Here is a 25,402-nt window from a genome sequence, read left to right on the forward strand (position 1 = left end):
GTCCTTTAGGTTCTGACGAAACGAATAATGCTATCTGCGCAAAGTTCACGCGAGAGCTTGCCCTCAAAATATAGGGCATGCAAGTGTGCGATGGCCTCGCCCATTGCGAAGGTAGTTTGGTGTAAGTCTAACTTACGCTTAAAAAGGATGGGCAGGATATCGGTGGCCGATTGCGGTGTGACACAGGCTTCGAGCACCTCCGCGAGTCGGTCGGCATGGTGTTCGTGTTGTTGAGTGATGCGCTCGTGTAGGCCTTTAAAGGGCTTGCCATGGGAGGGCAAGATCAGTGTGTCTGCGGGAAGATGTTGGAAGTGATTCAGAGAGTTTAAATAGAGCGGCAGTGGATTGCCAAGGGGCTCATAGTCAAATACGCTGACATTAGTTGAAATACGCGGGAGCACCATGTCGCCTGAGATGAGGACATTTTTATCCGGACAGAATAGGGAGATGTGTTCGGGTGCGTGACCGTATCCCACGATTGCTTGCCAAGCGAATCCGCCAATATTGATGGATTGACCATCTAAAATTCGCGCATAGGAGGCGGGCATATTTGGGACGAGATTGGGATAGTAGGAGGCACGGGCGCGGATCTGAGCGAGCGACTCAGGGTCGGTCATGCCATGGCTGCCCAGATGCCGCGCGGCGCTTTCGCCACCGGTAGCACCCGTGCTTTGCCCGACTGTCCAAAGCTTGGCGGTCATGTAGTCTGTCATGCTCATATGAAGAGGTGCATGCCAGCGTTCACATAGCCAGCTTGCCAGACCGACATGGTCAGGATGCATATGAGTGACGATAATCCGAAGAACGGGAAGTCCCTCAAGCTGTGTGGCGAAAATGTCCTCCCAGAGGACTTTGACCTCGTCGCGGCTAATGCCGCAGTCGATAATCGTCCAGCCTTCTTTGCCGTCGATCTTGTCACGTAAGAGCCAGAGGTTGATGTGGTCAAGCGCGAAAGGCAGCGGCATGCGAATCCAGCGCACGCCTGGCGCGAGCTCCATGGTTTTGCCTGGTTCGGGCAAGGTGTCTGCAAAGGGATATTGCAGTTGATGCTCGAGTGGGTTCATGTTTTGTTGTCTCCAAGCTTGACGGTTTGTTCGGACCATCATAATTTACGTTAAGGTTAGCCTAAATGTGAACGTGTATTTTTTTGAGAGCTTCGCCATGCCGATTATCGAGTCGAAAATAAATGGTCGTTCGACCGAGTTTGCAGCCAATGGGAGTGCAATGCGGGAAAAAACCACCGAACTTAAGGCCGCATTGGAAAAAGTCACTCAGGGGGGGCCTGAGGCGGCGCGTCAGAAACATATTGCGCGAGGTAAGTTGCTGCCAAGAGACCGCGTCGAGCAATTGCTCGATCCTGGAACGCCCTTTCTGGAGTTTTCGCCGCTCGCGGCGTATGGCATGTACAACGATGAGGCGCCTGGTGCAGGGATTATCACTGGCGTGGGACGAGTCGCGGGCATCGAGTGTGTCATCGTCTGTAATGATGCGACCGTCAAGGGCGGAACGTACTACCCTATGACCGTCAAGAAACATTTGCGCGCGCAGGAAATCGCCTCGCAAAACTATCTGCCCTGCATCTATTTGGTTGATTCTGGTGGCGCAAATTTGCCACAACAAGAAGACGTGTTCGCGGATAGGGAGCACTTTGGGCGCATATTTTTTAATCAGGCGAATATGTCGGCGCAAGGGATCGCGCAAATTGCCGTTGTGATGGGCTCCTGCACAGCAGGTGGTGCTTATGTACCTGCGATGAGTGATGAGTCCATCATCGTGCGAGCTCAAGGCACAATCTTTCTGGGTGGGCCCCCGTTAGTCAAAGCCGCAACGGGTGAACAAGTCAGTGCCGAAGATCTGGGTGGAGGCGATGTCCATACAAGATTGTCAGGCGTCGCAGATCATCTCGCCGCGAATGATCATCATGCGTTACAACTCGCGCGCAAAGCAGTGCAACATCTCAATCGACAAAAGCCTAGACAGTTGCAGCTACGTGAGACTCGCGAACCTTTATATGAGGCTGAGGAGCTTAACGGCATCATCCCGGCGGACACGCGTAAATCTTACGATGTGAGGGAGATTATTGCGCGCTTGGTGGATGGTTCAGAGTTTGAGGAATTTAAAGCCCGATATGGAACAACCCTGGTTACGGGCTTTGCGCATTTGCACGGCATGCCTGTCGGGATCATCGCGAATAATGGCATTTTGTTTTCAGAATCAGCGCAAAAAGGCGCGCATTTCATCGAGTTGTGCGCACAAAGAAAAATTCCACTTATATTTTTACAAAACATCACTGGATTCATGGTGGGCCGTAAATATGAAAATGAAGGCATCGCGCGCCACGGAGCAAAGCTGGTCACAGCAGTCGCAACTGCGGCGGTACCGAAATTGACGGTGATCATTGGAGGCTCGTTTGGAGCAGGTAACTATGGGATGTGTGGCAGAGCGTATTCACCCAGGTTTCTTTTTATGTGGCCAAATGCCCGCATTTCTGTGATGGGAGGTGAGCAGGCTGCGAGTGTGTTGGCGACGATTCGCAGAGAGGGACTCGAAGCCAAAGGTCAAGCGTGGTCGATGGAGCAAGAGCAGGCTTTCAAAGCACCGATTTTGGAACAGTTCGAGAGAGAAGGACATCCCTTTTATGCCAGCGCGAGGCTGTGGGACGATGGTGTGATCAAACCTGCGGACACACGTAGGATCTTGGGATTGGCGTTGTCCGCGGCGTTGAATGCCGAAATACCAGAGACGCGCTTTGGCGTATTTCGTATGTAATGATATACACAGGAACAAAACGTGTTTACAACAATACTCATCGCTAATCGTGGCGAAATCGCATGTCGTGTCGCGGCAACGGCGCGCAAGCTTGGCATAAAAACAATCGCGGTCTACTCGGATGCGGACGCACAAGCCAAGCATGTTGCGAGTTGTGATGTCGCAGTACGGATTGGAAACGCGCCAGCGAATGAAAGCTATTTAAAAAGCAGATCGATTTTGGATGTTGCACGTGAGCATGGAGCGCAGGCAATTCATCCTGGATATGGATTTTTGTCAGAGAATGAAGACTTTGCAAAAGCGTGTGCACATGAGGGGGTGACGTTTGTAGGACCTCCTCCAGGGGCCATTGCGGCGATGGGAAGCAAGTCAGCAGCAAAAAATTTAATGGCAAAAGCGGGTGTGCCTCTTGTTCCGGGATATCACGGGGAAAATCAAGAGGTACAGTTTTTACGTCAGCAGGCTGATGGTATCGGCTATCCCGTATTGATCAAAGCGAGTGCGGGCGGTGGTGGCAAGGGCATGCGAGTGGTGGAGTCGAGTGCGGATTTCGATGCCGCGCTTGCCTCGTGTCAGCGAGAGTCGAGGGCGAGCTTTGGTGATGACCGTGTGCTGATTGAACGGTATTTGCAGAAGCCGCGACATATCGAGATACAGGTGTTTGCCGATACGTTCGGCCAATGTATTTATCTGTTTGAAAGGGATTGCTCTATACAGAGACGACACCAGAAAGTGATCGAGGAGGCGCCTGCGCCGAATATGTCAGAAGACATGCGGCGTGAAATGGGTGGGGCAGCGGTGGCCGCCGCGCGCGCAGTGAACTATGTCGGCGCGGGAACGGTGGAGTTTATTGTCGAGCCCAATGGAACGTTTTACTTTATGGAGATGAATACGCGTCTGCAGGTTGAGCATCCTGTGACTGAAATGATCACAGGTCTTGATTTGGTCGAGTGGCAGTTACGCGTGGCTGCCGGCGAACCCCTGCCGTTGACACAAGAGCAGATTCAACAGGTGGGCCATGCCATCGAGGTGCGTATTTATGCTGAAAATACAGAGAAAGGATTTTTGCCTTCTGTCGGTCGTTTGACGCATCTTCAGCTACCCGAGCATGTTGCCTTTACGAATGGCGTGGTGCGCGTAGATGGTGGTGTGCGTTGTGGAGACGACATCTCGCCCTACTACGATCCAATGATCGCGAAGCTCATTGTTTGGGGTGCAACGCGCGAGTTGGCCCTTGCCCTGATGCGGCAGACGCTTGCCGAGACGCAAATAGTCGGTGTGCACACGAACGTAAACTTTCTTTCTAGACTGATTGCAGATGATTCGTTTGCACACGCGGATCTCGATACAGGGCTGATTGAGCGCAGGCGCGAAACATTATTGCCGCCGTCAAAAGAAAGCACAGATGATGTCTTGGCTTGTGCAGTCGCGGCGGTATTGTCTGAGGAGTCTGCTGAGATGGCATCCCAGGCGTTACGGAAGCCAATCCCGACCGATCCTTGGTCGATTCAGGATGGGTGGAGGCTGAATGGAGCATACAGACGTCGATTTGTGTGGTTGGATGGACAGACGCCCAGAACGGTCGATCTCTTGGGTATTGGGGGTGATAAGCGTCTTGATATCGATGGGCGGACTAGCGATTTTTGCTGGTCAGCTCAGCGCATGCCAAGCGGCGCGTTTGTGTTGGCACTGCGGTTAAGCGGCGTGCGTCGATCGGCGACGGTTCAAAAGCAGGGTGAACGCGTTGATGTGTTTGTCGAGGGAATGCATACGATGTTGTGTCTGCAAGATCCGCTTAGCCAGGCTTTGCATAAAGAAGCGGGTCAGACGGGAGGTTTGACGGCGCCCATGCCAGGAAAAATTATTGCGGTGCATGTCATAGAGGGTCAGGCTGTTAGACAAGGCGATGCGCTGTTAGTCATGGAAGCCATGAAAATGGAGCATGCGGTCATCGCGCCTCTAGATGGCGTTGTGAAAGAAATATTTTATGGTGTTGGCGAGCAGGTTAGCGAAGGGGCTACCCTCGTCGGGTTGTCATAAGCGATGCGGTTGTTGCAGTTCATTACATTTCATTCGCAAAACTACTAGTAAAATAGTAACGTTTTCGTCCGATTATTTAATCAGGGAGTAACTTTATGTTTTTAAAATCTCTAGCTAAATTTTTAGGTGCTGCCGCGCTCATTGCTACTGTCGCAGCCCCCGCGCAGGCTCAGCAGTTTTTCCGAATTGGTACAGGCGGCACGGCAGGGACGTACTACCCAGTCGGTGGCATGATCGCTAACCTCGTCACTCAGCCAGGAAAGCTTATCGCTTCTGCGGTCGCTAGCAATGGTTCGGTGGCAAACGTCAACGGCATCGTGGGCGGCTCGCTTGAGTCTGGTTTTAGCCAGTCGGATGTCGCGTACTGGGCCTATTCAGGCACGGGTACATTTGCGGGCAGGACCAAGGCGACAGACCTGAGACTGATCGCAACGCTTTATCCTGAAAGCATCCATTTGGTTGTGCGTAAAGGTTCGGGGATTAAATCCGTCGCCGATTTGCGCGGCAAGCGTGTTTCCATGGACGAGCCTGGTTCCGGCACCTTGGTCGATGTGCGTTTGATCATGGGTGCTTATGGCATGACGGACAAGGACGTCAAGGCCGAATACATGAAGCCCAACCAGGCCGGTGACAAAATGAAGGATGGTGGCTTGGATGCCTTCTTTATCGTCGCGGGTGCACCCGTTGCGGCAGTTGCTGAGCTTGTTTCAAGCGGCGCAGGCGTAGAGTTGGTTTCAATCGCAGGTCCTGAAATCGACAAGTTGCGTTCGACACAGCGCTTTTTTACACCCGATGTGATTCCTGCGGGTACATATCAAGGCGTTGGCGAAGTCAAAACCATCGCAGTGAATGCGCAGTGGATCACGTCTGCGAAGCAAACGGAAGCGGTTGTTTATGAAATCGTGAAGGCGGTTTACTCTGATCCTGCTCAAAAGGCTTTAGCCGCTGGTCATTCCAAAGGCAAACTGATTACTTTGCCTAATGCCGTGATGGGCGCTGGCATCCCCTTTCATCCTGGCGCAGAGAAGTTTTACAAAGAAAAAGGCCTATTGAAATAAGGGGCTGAGGGGTCATGAGCTTGACGCATGTGACACCTGATGAGATTGTTAAGTGCCTAAGGCGGTGAGCGCACATGCGAAACACCGCCTTTTATTTTGATCGTCACGATCATCCGTTTATCACGAGTCCGTTATGCAATTAGATGAAAAGAAAGCCCAGGCACTAACAGAACAATTTGATCCCGAAATACGGTTTCGTCCGCTCGCCGCGAGCGCGACCTGGATTGTTTCCATCCTGTTGGTATCGCTGTCAATCTTTCACTATTACACGGCGGGTTTTGGTTTGTTGCGAGAGTCGACACATCGTGGGGTTCACCTCGCTTTTGTATTGAGTCTTATTTTTTTGGTGTTTGGTTTTAACAAGCGGGCGTATAAGCGTGAGCCCAAATCGACGTGGCTGTCACCGGGTGGCATCCCCTTGTTTGATTGGTTGATCGCGCTAGCGTTGGCGCTCACGGTTTTGTACATCCCCTATATTTTTGAAGAACTGGCCTTCAAGGTGGGCAATCCAGACAAAATCGATGTCTTTATGGGCACGATCTTATTAGTGGGCTTGCTCGAAGGCACGCGTCGCGCAATGGGTTGGCCGCTGCCTATCATTGCGATTGTTTTCATGATTTACGCCATGTTTGGTCAGGAGTTTCCGGGTTTGCTCAAGCACGCGGGAAATAGCTGGTCACAAATAGTGAATCACCTGTATCTCACTAGCCAAGGTGTCTACGGTGTCGCAATCGGCGTCGTGGCCACGTATGTTTTTCATTTTGTGTTGTTTGGCGTGTTAGCTACGCGTATCGGTCTGGGTCAATTATTTCTTGATGTGGCCTCCGCGATTGCAGGGCGCTATGCAGGTGGGCCTGCAAAGGTCTCCGTATTCGGTTCGGCGATGTTTGGTATGTTGTCAGGCTCGTCGATTGCCAATGCCGTCACGGTGGGCTCACTGACGATTCCCGCGATGATTCGCGTGGGTTATCCACGGCATTTTGCCGCGGGTGTTGAGGCCGCTTCGAGCACCGGAGGGCAGATTACGCCACCGATCATGGGTGCTGCGGCATTTTTGATGATCGAATTTTTAAATATTCCTTATCGCGATATTGCGTTGGCTGCGACCTTCCCCGCTTTTTTGTATTTCTTTGGCATGTTCATGCAGGTGCATTTCGAGGCTAAGCGTCAAAATTTGCGTGGCTTGACCGAAGAGGAAATGCCAAAGTTAAAAGAGTCATTTCGCAAGCGCTGGCCAACACTGATCCCGTTGGTGGTTTTGATTGGTGTGCTCGTGAGTGGCCGAACGCCTTATCTTGCCGCGTTCGCCGGCATCACGGCGTGTATCGTGGTGGGGTTGCTCAACCCTGTACAGCGTCTGCGATGGCGTGATCTTTACGACGCCTTTGAAACGGGTGCCAAGTATGCATTGGCGGTAGGTGCCGCCGCAGGTACGGTAGGGATCGTGATTGGTGTGGTGACGTTGACGGGCGTTGGTTTTAAAGTGTCTTTCATTGTGATCGCCGCTTCACAGGCGATCGCGGGCGCAGCGGCAGCGGTTTTGCCAGATTTTCTGGTGAATATGCAGACCTTGACGTTGATTGCGGCACTCATGATTACGGGTCTGGTATGTATTTTGATGGGATGTGGGATCCCGACGACGGCGAACTACATCATCATGGTCGCGGTCGCGGCGCCTACGCTTGTGCAGCTGGGTGTTCAGCCATTAGCGGCACATATGTTTGTGTTTTATTTTGGTATTTTGGCGGATCTTACGCCCCCGGTTGCCTTGGCAGCCTATGCGGCGGCGGGCATGGCGGGCAGTGATCCGTTTAAAACAGGGAATACGGCGTTTATGTTGGGAATTAGCAAACTGTTAGTGCCATTTGTGTTTATCTTTTCACCCTCTTTATTGCTGGTCCTCAATGGGTTCACGTGGGAGGAGTTTTTCATCACGCTGAGCGGAGCCATGATCGGGTTGGTGTTTTTGTCCGCCGCCTTTTCAGGTTATTTTTTGACGCACATGAAGGCCTGGGAGCGCTGGACCTTTGCTTTGGCTGCGTTGTTATTTATTGCGCCTGGATGGCAAAGCGGCTTGGCAGGCCTCGTGTTGGCCTTGCCCGCAGTGTTGGCACAGTTTGTCAGGCGTTCGGCGCCTGTAGCTGCTGCATGATTTTTAAGGTCATTAAAGATAGCGTTTGTTGTTTTCTATATTTAAGGGTAAAGTTATTTCACACGTGGGGTCTGACAGACCCCGGTTAAAACAGGAGCCGTAGCTGCCATGTTCGATATCCTGGTTTACCTGTTTGAGAACTATTACACCCCCGAGGCCTGTCCGTCGGCCGATGTGCTAGCTAAACGGCTCGCCGCCGCTGGCTTTGAGCATACTGATATAGATGAGGCGTTGGGTTGGCTGGTTGGTTTGGCCGAAACGACTGAGCAGTGTGTGGGTCTAGCCCAGACGCCTGGCGATGGTTTCCGTGCTTACGCTGATTACGAGTTGCAACACCTTGGCTCTCAAGCAATAGGTTTCATTACCTTTCTTGAGACCACAGAGGCGCTTTCTCCTGCTCTGCGTGAAATCGTCATTGACCGCGCCATGGCGACGACAGACGGTCCCGTATCGCTCCAAAAGATCAAAATCATCGCGTTGATGGTGTTGTGGAGTCAGGAGTCTGAGGTCGACCATTTGATTCTGGAAGAGCTCCTGCGTGACGATGGTGACCGGCTGTTGCACTGACTTGCCCCAGGTTCAGCCGGCCTACATTGGTCGCTTCGCGCCGAGTCCAAGTGGTCCGCTGCATGCGGGTTCTGCGGTTGCGGCGTTAGCGAGCTATCTCGATGCCAAGGCACATGATGGTGTTTGGCGCGTCAGAATGGAGGATTTGGACTCCCCTCGCAATGTACCGGGGGCAGATCGTGTCATTTTGCAACAGCTTAAGGCTCTTGGAATGCGGTGGGATGGTGAGGTTTTGTATCAATCTCGTCGATTAAGTCGTTATCAGCACGCATTTGACACTCTTTTGTCGCTAAATCTAGTTTATTCCTGTGGATGCACTCGGCGTGAAATCGCTGATTCGGTGTTGCGAATACAAGGACATTTTCCTGAAGGGGAGCGCCCTTATCCTGGAACATGTCGCTCAGGGCTGCCAAAAGGCCGTCTGGCGCTCTCGTGGAGGTTGCGCGTAGCAGAGGGGCAGGTTGTCTTTCACGATCGCTGGGTGGGGCCAATGACGCAAAGGGTGAACCAAATGGTGGGAGATTTTGTCTTACGACGAGCAGATGGGATCTGGGCCTATCAATTAGCGGTTGTGGTTGACGACGCGGAACAAGGCGTCACGCACGTGGTTCGTGGCGAAGATTTATTAAGTAGTACAGCGAGACAAGTGATGTTGGGCGAGATGTTGGGGTTGGTTCGGCCAGAGTACATGCACGTTCCTCTTGTGACGGATAATGCAGGGAAGAAGTTGTCTAAACAAAATGGCGCCGCAGCCCTCGATTTAAGCGACCCACTCGGTGTTTTGAAGGGCGCTTGGGCTGCTTTGGGCTTTGGCCCCTTGCCTGTTGAGGATGTTAGGAGCTTTTGGGCCGAGGCGATCCCCGTTTGGGTGCAAGGCCTGAGTCGTGCTAACTTGCACGGCATTAATCACCGCTTTTATGATCCGCACTAGACTGAAGCCATATCTTGGTTCAGATTTTGCGTGTTGTGTACAAGAGCTGTATTTGGAAAAGAATGACTAAGACATTAATTATTGCTGAGAAACCTTCTGTTGCCCTTGATATATCACGGGCATTAGGGGGCTTTACGCGTGAAGGCGACTATTTTGAAAGTGACTCATTCGTCTTGTCTTCAAGCGTCGGTCACCTGCTGAGTCTGATCGCGCCCAACGATCCGGTCAAGGGAAAATGGAGCTTCACACATCTGCCTGTTATTCCGCCACAGTTTGAGCTGAACCCGAGCGACAAAAAGTCAGCAGAGCGCCTGAAAATGTTGGTGCGACTCATTAAACGCAAGGATGTCAGCGCACTTATCAATGCGTGTGATGCGGGGCGCGAGGGCGAACTGATTTTCCGCTACATTGAACAATATGCGGGCCAGAAAAAACCGGTACAACGCCTCTGGTTGCAGTCGATGACGCAGGACGCGATTCGAGACGCCTTTAAAAATTTGCGTGAAGACGCCACGATGAAGCCTCTCGAAGCGGCTGCGCGCTCGCGTGCTGAAGCAGATTGGCTGGTGGGCATTAATGGCACGCGTGCCATGACCGCCTTTAATAGTAAGGATGGTGGATTTTTTAAAACGCCAGTAGGGCGGGTACAAACACCAACCTTGGCGATCGTGTTTGAGCGCGAAGAAAAAATTCGACGCTTTGAGCCACGCAACTATTGGGAAGTCAGAGCGACCTTCGTCGCAGCGGCAGGTTTGTATGAAGGTCGTTGGTTTGACCCTCAGTTTAAGAAAGATGCCGAAGACCCTTCTAAGCACGAGTCGAGGCTTTGGGTTGAGGCGGCGGCCAAGAGTGTGGTGGCGGCATGTCGCGCGCAACCTGGGGTGGTCACAGAGGTTGCCAAACCCAAAACCGAGGCCGCACCTGCGCTGTTTGACTTAACGTCCTTGCAGAGAGAGGCGAACGGACGATTCGGCTTTTCCGCCAAGGCAACGCTTTCCTTGGCCCAGAGCCTGTATGAGCGCCACAAGGCGTTGACGTACCCAAGAACGGACTCCAAGCATTTGCCTGAAGACTATATCAATACGGTGCGTGCCACGATTGAAGGGATTGCCGAGGGCGAGGGTGTCACGCGACACTTGGCACCCCACGCTAAAACGATTGGCAAGAATGGCTGGGTCAAAGCCAACAAACGAATCTTTGATAACAAGAAAGTGTCAGATCACTTTGCGATTATTCCGACACTGCAAATTCCTAAAGAATTGAGTGAAGCCGAGGCGAAGTTATATGACTTGGTAGTCAAGCGCTTCTTGGCGATTTTCTTTCCGTCAGCAGAATACCGTATGACGACACGGACCACGACGGTGCAGGCGCATCAGTTTAAAACTGAAGGTAAAGTGCTAGTTTCACCAGGTTGGCTGGCTGTCTATGGCCGCGAGGTACAGGAAGAAGACGCCACGCTGGTGGCAGTCGTTGAAGGCGAGGCCGTGCGCACTGAAGATATAGACGCGATCGCATTGGTCACTAAACCACCCGCGCGCTACAACGAAGGTACATTGCTGTCCGCGATGGAGAATGCCGGCAAGCTGGTCGACGATGACGACTTTGCGCAGGCGATGGCCGCTCGGGGTCTTGGTACGCCCGCGACGCGCGCCTCAATCATCGAAGGCTTACTAAACGAAACGTATCTGCGGCGTGAAGGCCGTGATTTGGTCCCCACCGCGAAAGCGCGTCAGCTGATGACGTTGTTAAACGGACTAGATGTTAAAGAACTGACGTCGCCAGAACTGACGGGAGAGTGGGAGCATAAACTCCAGCAGATCGAACAAGGCGAGCTTGAGCGTGACGCTTTTATGCGTGAAATTGCGCAAATGACGCAAGTCATCGTCAAACGCGCGAAAGAATACGATCGCGATACCGTTCCAGGTGACTATGTCACATTGTCCACACCGTGCCCGAAGTGTGGTGCGGTCGTCAAAGAAAACTATCGCCGCTACGCGTGCATAAGTTGTGACTTTTCAATCGGTAAACATCCGGGTGGACGAACGTTTGAGCCAGCTGAAGTCGAAACGCTCATTACGGATAAGCGTATCGGTCCCATGCAGGGTTTTATTAGCAAAATGGGCCGACCGTTTGCCGCGATCTTAAAGCTTGATCCTGAGTCAAAGCTAGAGTTTGATTTTGGTCAACGCGATGAGGAGTCAAATGAACCGGTTGATTTTTCCGGGCATGCACCCTTGGGCGCATGTCCCAAATGCTCAGCGCAGGTGTTTGAGTATGGCATGAGCTATATATGCGAAAAATCTGTGGGTCCTGAACGTAATTGTGACTTCCGCTCAGGCAAGGTGATCTTGCAACAAGAGATTGGTGCGGAGCAAATGTCCAAGTTGTTGAGTACAGGCAAAACAGACCTAATAGAAGGATTTGTTTCAAGTCGTACAAATCGCAAGTTCAAGGCGTATCTCGCGCGAGGCGAAAGCGGAAAGGTCAGCTTTGAGTTTGAAGCCCGCCCTGAAAAACCGGGTCGCAAAACAGCATCAAAAACAACGAGCAAAACCGCTACAAAAACGGCCACTAAAACAGCAACTAAATCAGCGGCTAAAACGGTCGTGAAAAAAGCGGCTAAGAAAGCAACAAAAACGACCGTGACGAAAACCGTTGCCAAAAAAGCGGTTAAAAAAGCGGTTAAAAAAGTCGCAAAAAAAGCGACTAAGAAGGTAGCGACGAAAGTTGCACTTGATGAATAAATAGGGAATCAAGATGAACGCGCAGACAGAAGTAAAACGGATGACAGTCCCGCAATTGTTAGCCTGCAAAGGTCAACGCAAAATTGTCGCGTTGACCGCATATAGTGTGCCGACGGCAAGAGTGATCGATGATTATGTCGACTTTATTTTGATTGGTGATTCGACGGCGATGGTGGCGTACGGCTTACCCAATACCCTGTCGATTTCGCTCGAACAGATTGGTCATCACACGGCGGCGGTTGTGCGGGGCACTAAACGCGCGTGTATTGTGGCTGACTTGCCTTTTGGTAGTTATCAAGAGTCTTTAGCTCAGGCATTTCGCAGCGCAGGATACTTGTTGAGTCAGGGTGCCGACGCAGTCAAGCTTGAAGGCGGCGAGGTGATGGCTGAGACGGTGGAGTATTTGGTGAGTCGAGGCATTCCTGTTCTGGCGCACGTTGGTCTGATGCCACAGTATGTCAATACGATGGGTGGTTATTTGTCTCAGGGAAAAACACCTGATTCAGCCGCGCGGATTTTGGCGGATGCTCAAGCGCTGGAAAAAGCAGGCGCGTTCGGTGTCGTCCTTGAAGGGGTCGCTGAGGCGCTGGGTGCTGAGATCACGTCAAAACTATCCATCCCTACGATTGGGATTGGAGCGTCGCCTTCTTGCGATGGCCAGATTTTGGTCACCGATGATATGCTCGGGCTGAGTGGTAATCGTGTGCCTAAGTTCGTCAAGCGCTATGCGGACTTGGATACGATCATGCGCAACGCCGTTCAGCAATATGCCGATGAGGTGCGGGGCGGTAAGTTTCCCGAAGCACAACATTGTTTTGGTGTTAAACGCACCTGATTTTTTGACGCTCGATTTATGACAACAACAGAAAAGCCCTGGCATATCGTCAGGCGTTCCAAGGTCCACGGCAACGGCGTGTTCGCTGCGCGCAATATTCCCGAAGGCACGCGTATTATCGAGTACGGTGGCAAGACGATCAGCGCCAAAGAAGCGGATCGCCGCCACCCAACAAATCCTGATGATCCCTTTCATACGTTCTTTTTTTCCTTGAGTTCCGGCAAAGTGATTGACGGGAATGACGAGGGTAATGAGGCGCGCTGGATCAATCATTCATGCGAGCCTAATTGCGAGAGCACCGAGGGCAAGGGTGGCAAACGCGTTCATATCGTCGCCAAGCGGGATATCAAGCGCGGTGAGGAATTAAACTATGACTACGGTCTGGTGATTGATGATGAAAAGCTAACTAAAAAGCTTAAGGCGCAGTATGAGTGCAGGTGTGGCGCAACCGCTTGCCGTTTTACGATGCTGGGGGTACCAGAGAAAAAAAGCCGTAAAAAGAAGGTTGTGACACACACGGCCTAAGACGCGAGGCGCGCTCTGCTGGACGATTAGCTTAGTTGCCACCAAGCGAAGCCAAGCGCACTTGTCGCACCAAGTGTGAGCATCGTGCGTAGTCTGAAGACCCAGCGCGGCATGAGAGTGGGCATATTGCGCATTAATAGGCCATCCAGAACCCACTGAAGTGCCAGGCCGCCAATCAGTATGCGTAAGCCGAGGGTGGGCTCGGTCATGATTGCAGCCCACCCAATCAGGGCAGGCACAACACTCCAGACAAACATCGCAGATCGAAGTATCGAGGGTGCGGCATGGACAGCCATCCCCCACCAGAGCGCACCAACAAAGCTAAGAATAATCGCAGCGTACATGATCAATGCCATCAAGGTGAGCAATGGATCGAGACCGCTCGAAAGCTCCGTCGCGAGGGCAAGTCCCCAAAAGGGCAACAAGCCCAATAAGCCAGGCAAAAGGGCTGCGGCGGGGATGCGAGCAGGCGATGTGGTGTGGGTGGAATTGAGAAGATCAGACATAATTGCAATATTACCAATTGAGTTAAAAAATGGTTGAGTGAAACGTGACTGAGCTTCGGGAACTTGCGCTACGGGCGTTAGGTAAAACAACGTGGTCAGACAAGGCTGCCCTTTTGGAGGAGGTCGGGACAGATGTCCCGGTCGACACAGCCCGTATTCTTCAGACGCATGAGCCTATTCCGGGGCGACCTTCCGTGGAGCTAGTCCCGCCTGCGGGTTTGCGCCTTCGCAGTGTCCATACGCTCGAAGGGCGCGCAATTTTGCTGCATGCCCTAGCGCATATTGAATTTAATGCGATTAATTTAGCGCTGGATGTGGTGTGGCGATTTCCCGCTATGCCTGAGACTTTTTATCGGCAATGGCTAGGCGTCGCGATCGAGGAGTCTAAGCACTTTCAAATGCTGGAGTCACACCTAAATACGTTGGGGTATCGCTATGGTGATTTTCCCGCACATGACGGACTTTGGGAGATGGCGCAGCGTACGCAAGACGATGTGTTGGCCCGTTTGGCTCTTGTGCCTCGGACGCTGGAGGCGCGAGGATTGGATGCGTCGCCAGCTGTTCGTCATAAGCTCGCGAGCGGGGGTGACGCCAAGGGAGCAGGCATCATCGATGTGATCTTGCGCGATGAGATTGGGCACGTGGCGATCGGTAATTATTGGTATCGCTGGTTGTGCACGGAACGCGGGCGTGAGCCGATTCAAACCTATGCCGAGCTTGCAAGACAATATCGGGCGCCAACACTCAAGGGACCTTTTAATATCGAGGCGCGTTTGGCCGCTGGGTTTGAGCCTGAGGAAATTGTCGCACTACAAAAAGAAAACGAGCGCCCGCAAGAAGGCGCTCGTGGGCGAACAGAATAGCGCGTTTAGCTGGCTTTGATATGCCGATTCAATGCGCTCAGAACGGCTTTGAAAGATGCTGTGACGATATCGCGATCGATGCCGACACCGAACCCCGTCACACCCTCTTCGATACGCGCTTCGACATAACAGGCCGCACGGGTGTCTGTACCCATACCGATGGCATGTTCGTGATAATCCATAATGCGTACAGGAATACCGAGACAGTCGACAAACGCCGAGATCGCGCCATCGCCTGAGCCGGTCAAGGTGCGTCGCTCACCACCGACATCAAACTCCGCCTCGATCGTGAACAGCTTACCTTCGGCGGCACTTGGATCGCCTGTGATGCGATGCTTAATCAGCTTCCATGGTTCGGTTTGAGTCAAATATTCGCTGTTGAAAATGCTGTAAACATCGGTGGCAGTGACTTCGCGACCCGTCTGGTCCGTCACGCGTTGAATCGCGCGGCTGAACTCGATTTGTAAGCGACGTGGCAGTGCCAAGCCATGCTCTTGCTCGAGCAAGTAGGACACGCCACCTTTGCCGGATTGGCTATTCACGCGGATAACCGCATCGTAGCTACGACCGAGGTCGGCAGGATCGATGGGTAAATAAGGCACTTCCCAAATTGCATCTGCTTTTTGAACCGCGAACCCTTTTTTGATTGCGTCCTGATGCGAGCCCGAGAAGGCCGTAAACACGAGGTCTCCCGCATAGGGATGGCGGGGGTGCACGGGTAATTGATTACAAAATTCCACGCAGCGGCGCACTTCGTCGATGTCAGAAAAATCCAAGCCCGGATGGATACCTTGGGTGTAGAGGTTTAAGGCCAGGGTGACGAGATCAACGTTACCGGTGCGCTCGCCATTACCAAACAAACACCCCTCGACGCGATCCGCACCGGCCATTAAGCCGAGTTCGGCGGCAGCCACAGCGGTGCCGCGATCATTATGCGGGTGCAAGCTGATGAGGATGCTATCGCGCTTATTCAGGTTGTTGTGCATGTATTCGATTTGATCGGCATACATGTTGGGCGTGGTCGCCTCAATGGTTGCGGGCAAGTTGAAAATGATTTTGCGCTGAGGTGTGGGTTTCCACATGTCGGTCACAGCATTGCAGACCTCGAGCGCGAAGTCGGGTTCGGTGGTGCTAAAAACTTCTGGGGAGTATTCGTACAACCATTCTGTTTGCGGGTATTTGTCCATGCAGGCCATCACGCATTTGGTGCCCTCTACAGCGACTTGCTTGACCTCTTCACGATTCATATTAAAGACGATGCGGCGAAAACCGGGTGCGCAAGCGTTATACAAGTGAATCATGGCGCGCTTGGCGCCCGCAGCAGCCTCGACCGTACGTTCGATGAGTTCGGGGCGAGCTTGTGTCAAGGCGATGATTGTGACGTCATCGGGGATGAGTTTGTCGTCGACAAGTTTACGCACAAAGTCAAAGTCGGTTTGCGATGCGGAGGGAAATCCCACTTCGATTTCTTTGAAACCAATTTTGATGAGCATGTCGAAAAACCGCAGTTTGCGTTCGACGCTCATAGGTTCGATCAATGACTGATTGCCATCGCGCAGGTCCGTGCTCATCCAGATCGGCGGATGGGTAATCCGCTTGGTGGGCCAGGTGCGTTCAGAAAAATCACGTTCGAAGGGTTTGAACGGAATATATTTTGTGGCGGGATTCGAAAGCATGTTTAACCTCAAGTCTGTTTTACAGATGCCGTGTGTAGGGAGCATCGCAATAATCTGTTGCTGGCTTTTGATCAGCGTCCGTTTGTGCCGGACTTAATACAGGAGTTTGTTGGAGTAATTCGAGTGGCCAAGGGCTGCCGGACTGCCACGGGACGCTAGGTCCGGCAACCGATCGCTAGTAGTAGCGGCTGTAGGCTGAGTGTGGATACGCGCGCTAACAAGCCATCCCCTTGTGAGGCGATGCTGGTTAAACGAGGACAGGCAAAGCCTGAAATGTATGCATACATAGCCATAAGATGAACATAAATACAAGTTAAATGCAAGCCTTAAACGTTTTGAAGCGCGTGCATTTGCTCTTTAAAGCAACAGTTTGCTTGGGCTTAGGCGAGGAGGGTTGGCTCGCGATGACCACTGCGATCCAAGGGTGCTGTCTCAGAGGGTGTGGGCAGTGGGGACCCTTTTGGGGTGAGAGCCAACTCTAGCTCAAGTTTTTGCGCGCGTGCTAAGTCGAGTTTGCGCGGCCGTCCAGTGCGGAGTTGGTTAAGAGAAGTTTGGAGATTGCCCACGGTAATGGGTGTCGACTTGTCACGCCAGACCCAATCGAGAACATCGAGGGCTTCGGAACTGAGGCCGGCGAAGAGCTTGCGGACCTCGCTCAAAGGAACCAAGGCCGCACGACCGCGTTTGACGCTGCCGCGCAACCAGCTCATCAGTGCACTGATGACAAAGAGCGCCAACAATGCCGCAATTAGCCACCAAAAGAAGTGTTGGTATAGCATGACAAAATCGATCACGGTTTTGCCAAGTATTTCGTTGAGACCAGAAATACGCAGGCCAAATTCAAGCCAACCCTTACCCCGTGCAAGAATGCCTTGAACGAAATAAAGGAGTAGGGCCAGCACACTAAGGGTCACAACCAGGCGAATAATCAGCCGTGGAAGACCTAGGCGCAACAACGTATTGCCCAGAAGATAGACATCTTTTCGGATATTTGCGGTGTTTGGTGTGTTCATCATGCAAAATATTGTACCTATGACTCGCAATTTTCTCGAACTTCGTCTTGGTCAGAGCCTGACACTGACCCCGGCACTGCAACAGTCCATCCGACTCTTGCAGCTGTCGACCCTCGATCTAGAGGCTGAGGTGGCGAAGGCGCTCGCGGAAAACCCCTTGCTGGAGCAGGAGGGAGAGGGCCTACAGGATCCAGGAGCCTTGGGCTCTACTGCAGGGGTGGGCGAGGCTTTCGAACGCGCTGAGACCCCTTCTGGTGAGGCGCAAGGGGATCTTGAGGCACAAACGGGATCTTTTTCAGAAGAGGATGCCCCCCGCATACGGGACCGTCTGGAGTTTTCAACGGAATCGCGTCATTCGAGGGATGACGAGCTGACTGAGCGCCCGGAGGCCGCCCGCGAGAGTAATTTACGGGAGTATTTGCTCGGCCAATTGGGGACAACGCGACTGAGTGAGCGGGATGCAGCGATCGTAGGCTTGCTCATTGAAGAGCTCAATGAGGATGGATTTCTGGCCTCTCCGCTTGAGGATATTGTCGCGTGGATGAATCCAGATTTGGACTTGGAAGTGGATGACTTTCGAATGGCGCTCAAGTTTTTGCAGTCTTTTGACCCGCCCGGAATTGGGGCGCGAGACTTGGCGGAATGTCTGGATTTGCAATTGCAATTTGCCGACTCTGAGCGCCTACCAGAGGTCCTGGATACCGAACTTCTGGCTCTGGCGCGTCGTCTGTGTCAGCACCACCTCAATATTTTGGCAACGGGCAACATGACAAAGCTTCGAGAAGCGATGCATTGCGAGGCGGATCAATTGCGACGCGCCCATGCACTGATTGTGAGACTGAATCCGCGTCCCGGTAGCCCATGGAATAAGCCTGCTGCTGACTTTGCCGTGCCGGATGTGATTGTTCGCAAAACACGCAAGGGCTGGGAGGCTCAGCTTAACGACGCCGTGATGCCAAAATTGCGCGTGAACGCTTTGTATGCCGAGGCGCTGGGGAGTCCGCGTGGCGGAGCAAATAGTGCTTTGCATGGACAGTTACAAGAAGCGCGCTGGATGATACGTAATGTTGCACAACGCTTTGAGACGATTTTGCGAGTCTCTCAAGTCATCGTGGCGCACCAACAAGGATTTTTTACTAAAGGGTGGGAGGCGGTCAGGCCTCTTACACTTAAGGATGTGGCGCTAGAACTAGGCATGCACGAATCAACCATCTCTCGTGCGACAACGCAAAAATATATGGTGACGCCTTACGGAACGTTGGAGTTAAAGCGATTTTTCAGCACGGGCTTGTCCACCGAGGGAGGGGAGGCGACGTCTTCAACGGCTGTTCAGACGCGCATTCAGGCGTTGATCCGTCAAGAAGACCGGACGCGGCCCTTTTCGGATAGTCAATTGGCGACTTTGCTGGACAAGGATGGCATTTCGATTGCCCGGCGAACAGTAGCAAAATACCGCGAACAGATGAGAATACCGACTGCGCCGTTGCGGAAATCCCAGGCGGGGGCGGGCTAGGCTAGCCGCCCGTGATGTTGGTCGGACTGCGATCCGGGCATTCAGCGACTTTGCCCCAGGCCTTGTTAGGTCCGCAGTATTTCGTTTGTGCAGCGTCGATGCAGCCAGGCCGTCTGAAAAATCCCACACTGCTGCATTGCGTCAGTTCTTTTTTAAGGGCGTCTCGCCAGCTGTAAAGTGGTGCAGGTGTTGTCACAGGGCGAGTCGAAGGCGAACGAGAGGCGGGAGCACTGACATCGACAGTGCGAACACTGTCAGGATCTCTGGCGCGATCGCGGCGCTCATCATCGTTTTCTTGTGATGCGTCACCCTCGTCTTCGTCGTCATCGCCCTCTTTTTTGTAAGAGTTTGCATCTTCACGCGAGGCAATCACGGCTTCGATCGTCCATTCGACCGGTGCCATTTCTCGAGGCACACCGAGTGTGCCGTCTATCCGAGGCTGAGGAGGTTGGGGCGCCAAGGGTTTGCCATCCGCATCGAGGACTTGCCCCCGAGCTTGCGTCGCGTTGGTAGGCGAGGCGATCGACTCGGGCGCCTGCTCCACGAGCCATAGGCCGAGTTGTCGACCGCCTTGCCAAGAGGCAACAAGTGCAAGCAACAGGAAGAAGATGAGAGCGCGCCAGGTCATAAGGATCTATGGGTTGCGTGGAGTCAGACTTTGTCGGAGAACACTTGGCCACCGTGCTCACGCATTGCATGAAAACGAATCGCCGGATGGCGTTCTTCGGCTACCCGAAGTTGCGCCGTCGACGAGACAAGGAAAGCCGGTGCTTCGATAACATCATAGGCGATATGGGAGGCGTTCGCATCGATGAATTTACGTAGTTCTTTTGGGTCCTCGGCGGTAATCCAGCGTGCCATGTTGTAGCGAGAGGGCATCAGACGGGCCTCAGCACCATATTCAGCCTGCAGCCGGTGAGCCACAACCTCGAATTGGAGTTGTCCGACTGCGCCAAGCAGCATCGCTCCACCTGCGGCAATAGGTTTAAAGACCTGGATGGCGCCTTCTTCGCCAAGCTGCAGGAGCCCAGTCCGGAGTTGTTTGATGCGAAGAGGGTCTTTGGTTTCAACGGCCTGGAAAAGCTCGGGAGCAAAAAACGGCAGACCGGTGAAGTGCAAGGCCTCACCTTCGGTCAAGACGTCACCTAAGTGGAGAATGCCGTGGTTCGGAATACCAATGACATCACCGGCATAGGCTTCATCGACAAGTTCACGGCGTTGTGACAGAAAAGACACAACGTTGTTGGGACGGATTTCTTTGCTGTTGCGAGAGACCTTGAGGCGCATACCGCGCTCAAATTTACCTGAACTCACTCGAACAAAAGCAACACGGTCGCGGTGCGCGGGGTCCATGTTGGCCTGGACTTTGAATACCACACCTGTAAATTTGGGTTCTTCGGGATGAACGACGCGCTCAAGGGCTTGGCGTGAGCCGGGGGGAGGCGCTTGATCAACCAAGGCATCCAAGACTTCTTGAACGCCGAAATTATTAATGGCGGAGCCGAAAAAGACAGGGGTTTGTTTACCAGCTAAAAAAGCACCGTGGTCGAAGGTTGGGGCCGCAGCTTGAATGAGCTCGATCTCACCCTTGGCTTGTTCAAAGGCTGAACCGAATCTGTTGGCGATTTCAGGGTTGTCTAGCCCGTCAATAAAGTCATCGGCGCTGTCATTGCGGCGCTCTTGGCCAGGTCGAAAAAGTCGCATGCGGTCGCGCTGAATATCGAACACGCCACCGAAGGCTTTGCCCATTCCGACGGGCCAGGAAAAAGGCACCGCATCCATGCCGATGTGTTGTTCGATTTCAGAGAGCAGCTCGAGCGGATCGCGAACCTCTCGGTCCATCTTGTTTATAAAGGTGATGATGGGTGTATTGCGTGCCCGACAAACTTGAAGCAGACGTATCGTTTGTGGTTCGACACCGTTTGCGGCATCAATCACCATTAGTGCGGCGTCCACGGCGGTGAGCACCCGGTAGGTGTCTTCGGAGAAGTCCTGGTGTCCCGGTGTGTCGAGTAAATTGATGACGCAATCGCGGTACTCCATTTGCATGACGGAGGAGGCAACGGAAATTCCGCGTTGTTTTTCAATCTCCATCCAGTCCGAGGACGCATGTCGGGAGGCCTTGCGCGCCTTGACACTGCCGGCGATCTGGATCGCACCCGCGAAAAGCAAAAGCTTTTCGGTGAGTGTCGTTTTACCGGCGTCAGGGTGGGAAATAATGGCGAACGTTCTGCGTCGCGCAACTTCAGCTTGAATACTCATGGTGACACATTTTACAGGCTGGACGGACCAGCCTGTGAGTGGGCAAATTACTTGTTAAAGAGCGCGGGGCGGCGAGGGCGGTTAGCTTGACCTGGGCCGCTAGGACCCGAGCCTGTGCGAACGGGACCGCCAGAGCCTGAGCGGGCTGGGGCGTGACCCGTTGGCGCGCTTCGGCCACTACCCTGCCCTTCGCGACGGGGTGCTTGTCCGGCGTTTTGGCCAGGACGCGCGGGACGCGGCGCGCCAGAGCCTGACGAACCGGCCGGACGTGAGGAACGCTGTGGGGGGCGGCGCGGACCGTCGCGACGACCCTCGGCACGTGCATCATCGTCTGCGCCATGCGAGGAGACAGGCGACGCTGTCCAGCCAGTTGGGGCGGGAAGCTGGGGAATCTGCTTTTTAATGATGCGTTCGATCGCTTTGAGGTATTTGATCTCGCTCGAATCCACCAAAGAGACGGCTGAGCCGGCGGCACCTGCGCGACCAGTCCGGCCGATGCGATGCACGTAGTCTTCGGGCACGTTGGGCAATTCGAAATTCACGACTTGAGGCAGTTGGTCGATGTCAAGGCCGCGTGCTGCAATGTCAGTCGCGACGAGAACGGCGACTTTGCCCTTTTTGAAGTCATCCAGCGCACGCGTGCGCGCGGCCTGGCTCTTGTTGCCATGAATAGCCGAGGCGGATAAGCCGTCTTTGACAAGTTTTTCTGCTAAGCGGTTCGCGCCGTGCTTGGTGCGGGTAAAGACGAGCACTTGGTGCCAGCCACTTTCGCGAATGATGTGGCTGAGGATGTCACGCTTGTGGGCCTGATCCACCATGTGAACGGTTTGATCGACACGTTCGGCGGTCGTATTACGTGCCGCAACCGAAACCTCGGAGGCATTGTTTAGGACGCCTTTTGAGAGTTCGCGGATTTCGTCCGAGAACGTGGCTGAGAACAGGAGATTTTGCCGCTGACGTGGTAACAAAGCAAGGATTTTGCGAATGTCGCGAATAAAGCCCATATCGAGCATGCGATCGGCCTCGTCCAGAACGAGAATCTCGACACCGGATAAGTCAACGTTGCGCTGCTGGCAATGATCCAGCAGGCGTCCGGGAGTCGCCACCAGGATGTCGATAGGCTTGCGCAGCGCGGAGGTCTGGGGATTGATATTGACACCACCAAAAATCACCATAGAGGAAATTTTGGTATGGACACCGTAGGTTTTGACGGACTCTTCGACCTGGGCGGTCAATTCGCGGGTCGGAGTGAGAATCAGCACACGTGGGCGGCCAGGCTTGCGCAACTCAAGGGGCTTGGCAAGCAGCATGTGCAGAATGGGCAAGGTGAAACCAGCGGTTTTACCCGTGCCGGTTTGTGCGGCAGCCAGTAAGTCTCCACCCGCTAGAACACGAGGAATGGCTTGCGCTTGGATTGGGGTGGGTACGGTATAGCCGGCATCAGCAATCGCACGCATAAGAGGATCAGCCAACCCGAGGTCAGCGAAAGTAGTCGTAGTAGACAAGAGAACAGCTCCATCGTCATGCCGGTCCGCAAAATATGTGGACTCCAATCGGGGCAGACGAACAGGGAGTAAAAACGCCTTGGAGGCGAGCGCCCACAGAGTTGGGGCTTAGCGAGGTACGAGGACTGGAACGTTGTACCGTAAACGCATTGTACGCTAAGCCGGATTAAAAATAGACGTCAAACGAATGATTAGCTTAAGCGCGCGACGTTGATAAAAGGCTCGCCTCGTGAATAGTGTCCAAGATTTTCAAGGAATTTGTCAGCCATCCGCTGAAGAATCGCGTCCGAAAAGCCTGAGGTATGCGGGGTCGCGATGACGTTAGGCATATCCCACAGCGGTGAGTCGGTGGGCAAGGGCTCTTGCGCAAATACGTCTAGGTAAGCACCGGCCAAGCGGTCATTTTTAAGCGCCTCAATCATCGCAGGCTCGTCGATGACGGCGCCACGTGAAATATTGACGATGTGTGCAGAGTGTTTCATCAGACTGAGCGCGTTGGCACTGACGAGATTGGTCGTTTGCGCGGTCAGTGGACAGGCTAAAACTAACCAATCAGTTTCTGGAAGAATACTGTTGAACTGATCAAACGACACGACGCGTGTGTCGTGAATCGTCGATGAAGCGAACTGGCGCACAACGATAATGTTCAGGCCGATCGCTTTGAGCCACCCTGCCAGTTTTTGACCAATCGGTCCCCAGCCTACGATGGTGGCGGTTTGGCCTTCGAGATCTGGAGGAAGCCCGACCTTGAAGAAGGGTGCCCAAACGTGAGCCCGTTGCGCAGCAGCAAGTTGAGGAAAGCGACGCGACAGCGAGAGTAATCCAGTCAAGGCCGTTTGCGCCACGAGACTCGCACTCGCCCCGGAGGAGCTCGTGACGGTGAGGCCTTTGGCCATCAGATCTAGAAAAATTTGGCGATCCACGCCGGCTGAGTGAATGTGCACCCACTTGAGCGCTTTAGAGCCCATGAGCGCATCATAGACATATTGTGTCGAGGGGATGATTTTCTGTTTGGTGGAGGATGACGTGATATCGCGCGAGACAAAACAAAAATCGGCGTCCGCAGTACCTTCGTGCATTTGCTGGGCGGTCACGCGAACGTAACCACCAGTGCCTAAAATCGCGGTGAGTTTAGGGGCAAGCTCCTCGGCGGTTTTATCTGAGAGCAGGATGCGCGGAGGATGATTGAGTTTTTGAATGGACACGGTGATGACCTTGTTTAGTTGCGATAGGAGGTGTCGGTGCGATCAAGCTTGCGCAGCAAAGCCGGCCACTCCATCACACCATAGGGACGACGCGTACCGGGCTGATAGTTGTTCCACGTTTCATCCAATACTTTTTGGGAAACCTTGGACATAGGAGAGTTGCAAGACATCGCGCCGATTTGGGCTCGGCAGGAAAGTTCGAGCCGATGCATCCAGTTGAACGCTTCGCCAATAGTACGTCCTACAGTCAAAGCGCCGTGGTTACGCAAAATCATGGCTTCGCTATTGCCCAAGTCTCTACACAAAGACTCTTGTTCGGCTTCGTCCAATACGACGCCTTCATAATTGTGATAACTGATTTTAAGAAAACGCATCGCGGTCTGCGTCAAGGGCAACAGTCCGCACTCAAGCGAGGATACGGCCATGGAGGCCCAGCTGTGAGTATGGATCACACAACCTACCTCTGGACGTGCGTGGTGGACGGCACTGTGAATAACAGCTCCGGCTTTATTGATGCCGTAATTGAGATCACCGAAATCTGGTTTGGTAATGATGTTGCCGTGGTGGTCAACTTTTAGAAGGCTTGAGGCGGTGATTTCCTCATACATCAAGCCATAAGCATTGATGAGGTAGGTTCCTTCCTCGCCAGGTACGCGAGCGGAGATGTGATTGGCGATCATATCCGCCATGCCGTACATTTCCACTAGGCGATAACAGGCTGCAAGATCAACGCGGGTTTGCCACTCAGCATCCGAGACCTTGCCTTTGAGAGAGGGAATCTGAAGTACGCCTTCTTTTGACATGAAATGTGCCTCTAAAGTTTTCGATTAAAAAATAGCGTTATGCTTAATATCAAAGCAGTTAATTTGTGTCGATACCAGAGAATATAGATGAAAACGTTTCCCTTTGTCGCCCTAGTGGCTGTTGTCGGGACGCTCGCTGGTTGTCAGGGGAGTGCCGTGTACTACCATCGTGATCCAACGCGTCAGATTGTCGTACTCGACAAGCGGGAGATCAGCATCATTTCTTTGGGTCAAGACAAGTGGGAGGCCTTTGGCGGGGAACAAGGGGGACGAATCGGCACTGACGAGGACAAGCAAAAAGCCCGTCAAATCGAAGCGATCGAAAAAGTGACGGGTTGTCGCGTGGTCTCGACAGAATTTCCTGAAAAAAATAACGACAATAAACTGTTAATTCATGCGACGGTAGATTGCACGAAACAGCTTGGTCGCTAAACT

Annotated in this window: 21 protein-coding genes; 12 read left to right on the top strand and 9 right to left on the bottom strand. The window is 53.2% G+C overall.

Annotated elements, in window-relative coordinates; translation table 11 throughout:
- Window positions 1-5: 5 nt before the first annotated feature.
- Complete coding sequence (locus AC8GE9_RS12005) at window positions 6-1,064, bottom strand: MBL fold metallo-hydrolase (RefSeq protein ID WP_506677382.1); 1,059 nt, start codon at window positions 1,062-1,064, stop codon at window positions 6-8.
- 97 nt (window positions 1,065-1,161) lie between these two features.
- Here AC8GE9_RS12005 and AC8GE9_RS12010 point away from each other — a divergent pair, with 97 nt between their 5' ends.
- The 9 genes from AC8GE9_RS12010 (at window position 1,162) to AC8GE9_RS12050 (ending at window position 13,621) form a co-directional block, all read left to right on the top strand.
- Window positions 1,162-2,769 (top strand): carboxyl transferase domain-containing protein, encoded by a 1,608-nt coding sequence (locus AC8GE9_RS12010; protein WP_506677383.1) that lies wholly within the window; start codon window positions 1,162-1,164, stop codon window positions 2,767-2,769.
- Window positions 2,770-2,790: 21 nt separating this feature from the next.
- On the top strand, window positions 2,791-4,809 hold the full coding sequence (locus AC8GE9_RS12015) for an acetyl/propionyl/methylcrotonyl-CoA carboxylase subunit alpha (RefSeq protein ID WP_506677384.1): 2,019 nt from the start codon (window positions 2,791-2,793) through the stop codon (window positions 4,807-4,809).
- Between the two features lie 95 nt (window positions 4,810-4,904).
- Complete coding sequence (locus AC8GE9_RS12020; RefSeq protein ID WP_506677385.1) at window positions 4,905-5,867, top strand: TAXI family TRAP transporter solute-binding subunit; 963 nt, start codon at window positions 4,905-4,907, stop codon at window positions 5,865-5,867.
- Window positions 5,868-6,000: 133 nt separating this feature from the next.
- Complete coding sequence (locus AC8GE9_RS12025) at window positions 6,001-8,019, top strand: TRAP transporter permease (protein WP_506677386.1); 2,019 nt, start codon at window positions 6,001-6,003, stop codon at window positions 8,017-8,019.
- Between the two features lie 108 nt (window positions 8,020-8,127).
- On the top strand, window positions 8,128-8,586 hold the full coding sequence (locus AC8GE9_RS12030; protein WP_506677387.1) for a Smg family protein: 459 nt from the start codon (window positions 8,128-8,130) through the stop codon (window positions 8,584-8,586).
- Complete coding sequence (gluQRS, locus tag AC8GE9_RS12035; RefSeq protein ID WP_506677801.1) at window positions 8,564-9,517, top strand: tRNA glutamyl-Q(34) synthetase GluQRS; 954 nt, start codon at window positions 8,564-8,566, stop codon at window positions 9,515-9,517. The genes AC8GE9_RS12030 and gluQRS overlap by 23 nt, the downstream gene beginning before the upstream one ends.
- A gap of 62 nt (window positions 9,518-9,579) precedes the next feature.
- Entirely contained in the window at window positions 9,580-12,261 is a 2,682-nt protein-coding gene (locus AC8GE9_RS12040) for a DNA topoisomerase III (protein WP_506677388.1), read from the top strand.
- Window positions 12,262-12,274: 13 nt separating this feature from the next.
- A complete protein-coding gene (gene panB / locus AC8GE9_RS12045) occupies window positions 12,275-13,096 on the top strand; it encodes a 3-methyl-2-oxobutanoate hydroxymethyltransferase (protein ID WP_506677389.1) in 822 nt (273 codons plus the stop codon).
- An 18-nt stretch (window positions 13,097-13,114) separates the two neighbouring features.
- Complete coding sequence (locus AC8GE9_RS12050) at window positions 13,115-13,621, top strand: SET domain-containing protein (protein ID WP_506677390.1); 507 nt, start codon at window positions 13,115-13,117, stop codon at window positions 13,619-13,621.
- A 26-nt stretch (window positions 13,622-13,647) separates the two neighbouring features.
- Here AC8GE9_RS12050 and AC8GE9_RS12055 read toward each other — a convergent pair whose 3' ends face one another.
- Complete coding sequence (locus AC8GE9_RS12055) at window positions 13,648-14,127, bottom strand: DUF3429 domain-containing protein (protein ID WP_506677391.1); 480 nt, start codon at window positions 14,125-14,127, stop codon at window positions 13,648-13,650.
- Between the two features lie 44 nt (window positions 14,128-14,171).
- Between AC8GE9_RS12055 and AC8GE9_RS12060 the strand changes: the two genes are divergently transcribed.
- Window positions 14,172-14,990 carry a ferritin-like domain-containing protein gene (locus AC8GE9_RS12060; protein ID WP_506677392.1) on the top strand — a complete coding sequence of 273 codons (819 nt, stop codon included), beginning with the start codon at window positions 14,172-14,174 and terminating at the stop codon, window positions 14,988-14,990.
- 5 nt (window positions 14,991-14,995) lie between these two features.
- Here the strand turns inward: AC8GE9_RS12060 and leuA are convergent, their stop codons facing one another.
- Window positions 14,996-16,666, bottom strand: coding sequence for a 2-isopropylmalate synthase (gene leuA / locus AC8GE9_RS12065; protein ID WP_506677393.1), 1,671 nt, complete (start codon window positions 16,664-16,666; stop codon window positions 14,996-14,998).
- A 380-nt stretch (window positions 16,667-17,046) separates the two neighbouring features.
- Window positions 17,047-17,682 carry a hypothetical protein gene (locus AC8GE9_RS12070; protein WP_506677394.1) on the bottom strand — a complete coding sequence of 212 codons (636 nt, stop codon included), beginning with the start codon at window positions 17,680-17,682 and terminating at the stop codon, window positions 17,047-17,049.
- Window positions 17,683-17,698: 16 nt separating this feature from the next.
- Here AC8GE9_RS12070 and rpoN point away from each other — a divergent pair, with 16 nt between their 5' ends.
- Window positions 17,699-19,192 carry an RNA polymerase factor sigma-54 gene (rpoN, locus tag AC8GE9_RS12075; protein WP_506677802.1) on the top strand — a complete coding sequence of 498 codons (1,494 nt, stop codon included), beginning with the start codon at window positions 17,699-17,701 and terminating at the stop codon, window positions 19,190-19,192.
- Window position 19,193: 1 nt separating this feature from the next.
- Here rpoN and AC8GE9_RS12080 read toward each other — a convergent pair whose 3' ends face one another.
- From AC8GE9_RS12080 to AC8GE9_RS12100, 5 genes are all read right to left on the bottom strand, one after another.
- A complete protein-coding gene (locus AC8GE9_RS12080; RefSeq protein WP_506677395.1) occupies window positions 19,194-19,820 on the bottom strand; it encodes a hypothetical protein in 627 nt (208 codons plus the stop codon).
- Window positions 19,821-19,843: 23 nt separating this feature from the next.
- A complete protein-coding gene (locus AC8GE9_RS12085) occupies window positions 19,844-21,454 on the bottom strand; it encodes a peptide chain release factor 3 (RefSeq protein WP_506677396.1) in 1,611 nt (536 codons plus the stop codon).
- A gap of 47 nt (window positions 21,455-21,501) precedes the next feature.
- Window positions 21,502-22,911 (bottom strand): DEAD/DEAH box helicase, encoded by a 1,410-nt coding sequence (locus tag AC8GE9_RS12090; protein ID WP_506677803.1) that lies wholly within the window; start codon window positions 22,909-22,911, stop codon window positions 21,502-21,504.
- A 239-nt stretch (window positions 22,912-23,150) separates the two neighbouring features.
- The gene (locus tag AC8GE9_RS12095) at window positions 23,151-24,164 is read right to left on the bottom strand and encodes a D-2-hydroxyacid dehydrogenase (RefSeq protein WP_506677397.1); all 1,014 of its coding nucleotides are present in this window, start codon (window positions 24,162-24,164) and stop codon (window positions 23,151-23,153) included.
- Between the two features lie 14 nt (window positions 24,165-24,178).
- Complete coding sequence (locus AC8GE9_RS12100) at window positions 24,179-24,967, bottom strand: class II aldolase/adducin family protein (protein WP_506677398.1); 789 nt, start codon at window positions 24,965-24,967, stop codon at window positions 24,179-24,181.
- Between the two features lie 87 nt (window positions 24,968-25,054).
- Between AC8GE9_RS12100 and AC8GE9_RS12105 the strand changes: the two genes are divergently transcribed.
- Entirely contained in the window at window positions 25,055-25,399 is a 345-nt protein-coding gene (locus tag AC8GE9_RS12105; protein ID WP_506677399.1) for a hypothetical protein, read from the top strand.
- Window positions 25,400-25,402: the final 3 nt, after the last annotated feature.

It is taken from the genome of Zwartia lucis (genome assembly GCF_965234455.1).
GTDB lineage: Bacteria > Pseudomonadota > Gammaproteobacteria > Burkholderiales > Burkholderiaceae_B > Zwartia > Zwartia lucis.

Bases quoted from the DNA above. Each gene is read 5' to 3' on its own strand.
- AC8GE9_RS12030 (WP_506677387.1), top strand. From the start codon at position 8,128: ATGTTCGATATCCTGGTTTACCTGTTTGAGAACTATTACACCCCCGAG.
- AC8GE9_RS12010 (WP_506677383.1), top strand. From the start codon at position 1,162: ATGCCGATTATCGAGTCGAAAATAAATGGTCGTTCGACCGAGTTTGCA.
- rpoN (WP_506677802.1), top strand. From the start codon at position 17,699: ATGACTCGCAATTTTCTCGAACTTCGTCTTGGTCAGAGCCTGACACTG.
- leuA (WP_506677393.1), bottom strand. From the start codon at position 16,666: ATGCTTTCGAATCCCGCCACAAAATATATTCCGTTCAAACCCTTCGAA.
- AC8GE9_RS12105 (WP_506677399.1), top strand. From the start codon at position 25,055: ATGAAAACGTTTCCCTTTGTCGCCCTAGTGGCTGTTGTCGGGACGCTC.
- AC8GE9_RS12090 (WP_506677803.1), bottom strand. From the start codon at position 22,911: ATGCGTGCGATTGCTGATGCCGGCTATACCGTACCCACCCCAATCCAA.
- AC8GE9_RS12025 (WP_506677386.1), top strand. From the start codon at position 6,001: ATGCAATTAGATGAAAAGAAAGCCCAGGCACTAACAGAACAATTTGAT.
- AC8GE9_RS12020 (WP_506677385.1), top strand. From the start codon at position 4,905: ATGTTTTTAAAATCTCTAGCTAAATTTTTAGGTGCTGCCGCGCTCATT.
- AC8GE9_RS12055 (WP_506677391.1), bottom strand. From the start codon at position 14,127: ATGTCTGATCTTCTCAATTCCACCCACACCACATCGCCTGCTCGCATC.
- AC8GE9_RS12085 (WP_506677396.1), bottom strand. From the start codon at position 21,454: ATGAGTATTCAAGCTGAAGTTGCGCGACGCAGAACGTTCGCCATTATT.
- AC8GE9_RS12040 (WP_506677388.1), top strand. From the start codon at position 9,580: ATGACTAAGACATTAATTATTGCTGAGAAACCTTCTGTTGCCCTTGAT.
- gluQRS (WP_506677801.1), top strand. From the start codon at position 8,564: ATGGTGACCGGCTGTTGCACTGACTTGCCCCAGGTTCAGCCGGCCTAC.
- panB (WP_506677389.1), top strand. From the start codon at position 12,275: ATGAACGCGCAGACAGAAGTAAAACGGATGACAGTCCCGCAATTGTTA.
- AC8GE9_RS12050 (WP_506677390.1), top strand. From the start codon at position 13,115: ATGACAACAACAGAAAAGCCCTGGCATATCGTCAGGCGTTCCAAGGTC.
- AC8GE9_RS12070 (WP_506677394.1), bottom strand. From the start codon at position 17,682: ATGATGAACACACCAAACACCGCAAATATCCGAAAAGATGTCTATCTT.
- AC8GE9_RS12080 (WP_506677395.1), bottom strand. From the start codon at position 19,820: ATGACCTGGCGCGCTCTCATCTTCTTCCTGTTGCTTGCACTTGTTGCC.
- AC8GE9_RS12100 (WP_506677398.1), bottom strand. From the start codon at position 24,967: ATGTCAAAAGAAGGCGTACTTCAGATTCCCTCTCTCAAAGGCAAGGTC.
- AC8GE9_RS12005 (WP_506677382.1), bottom strand. From the start codon at position 1,064: ATGAACCCACTCGAGCATCAACTGCAATATCCCTTTGCAGACACCTTG.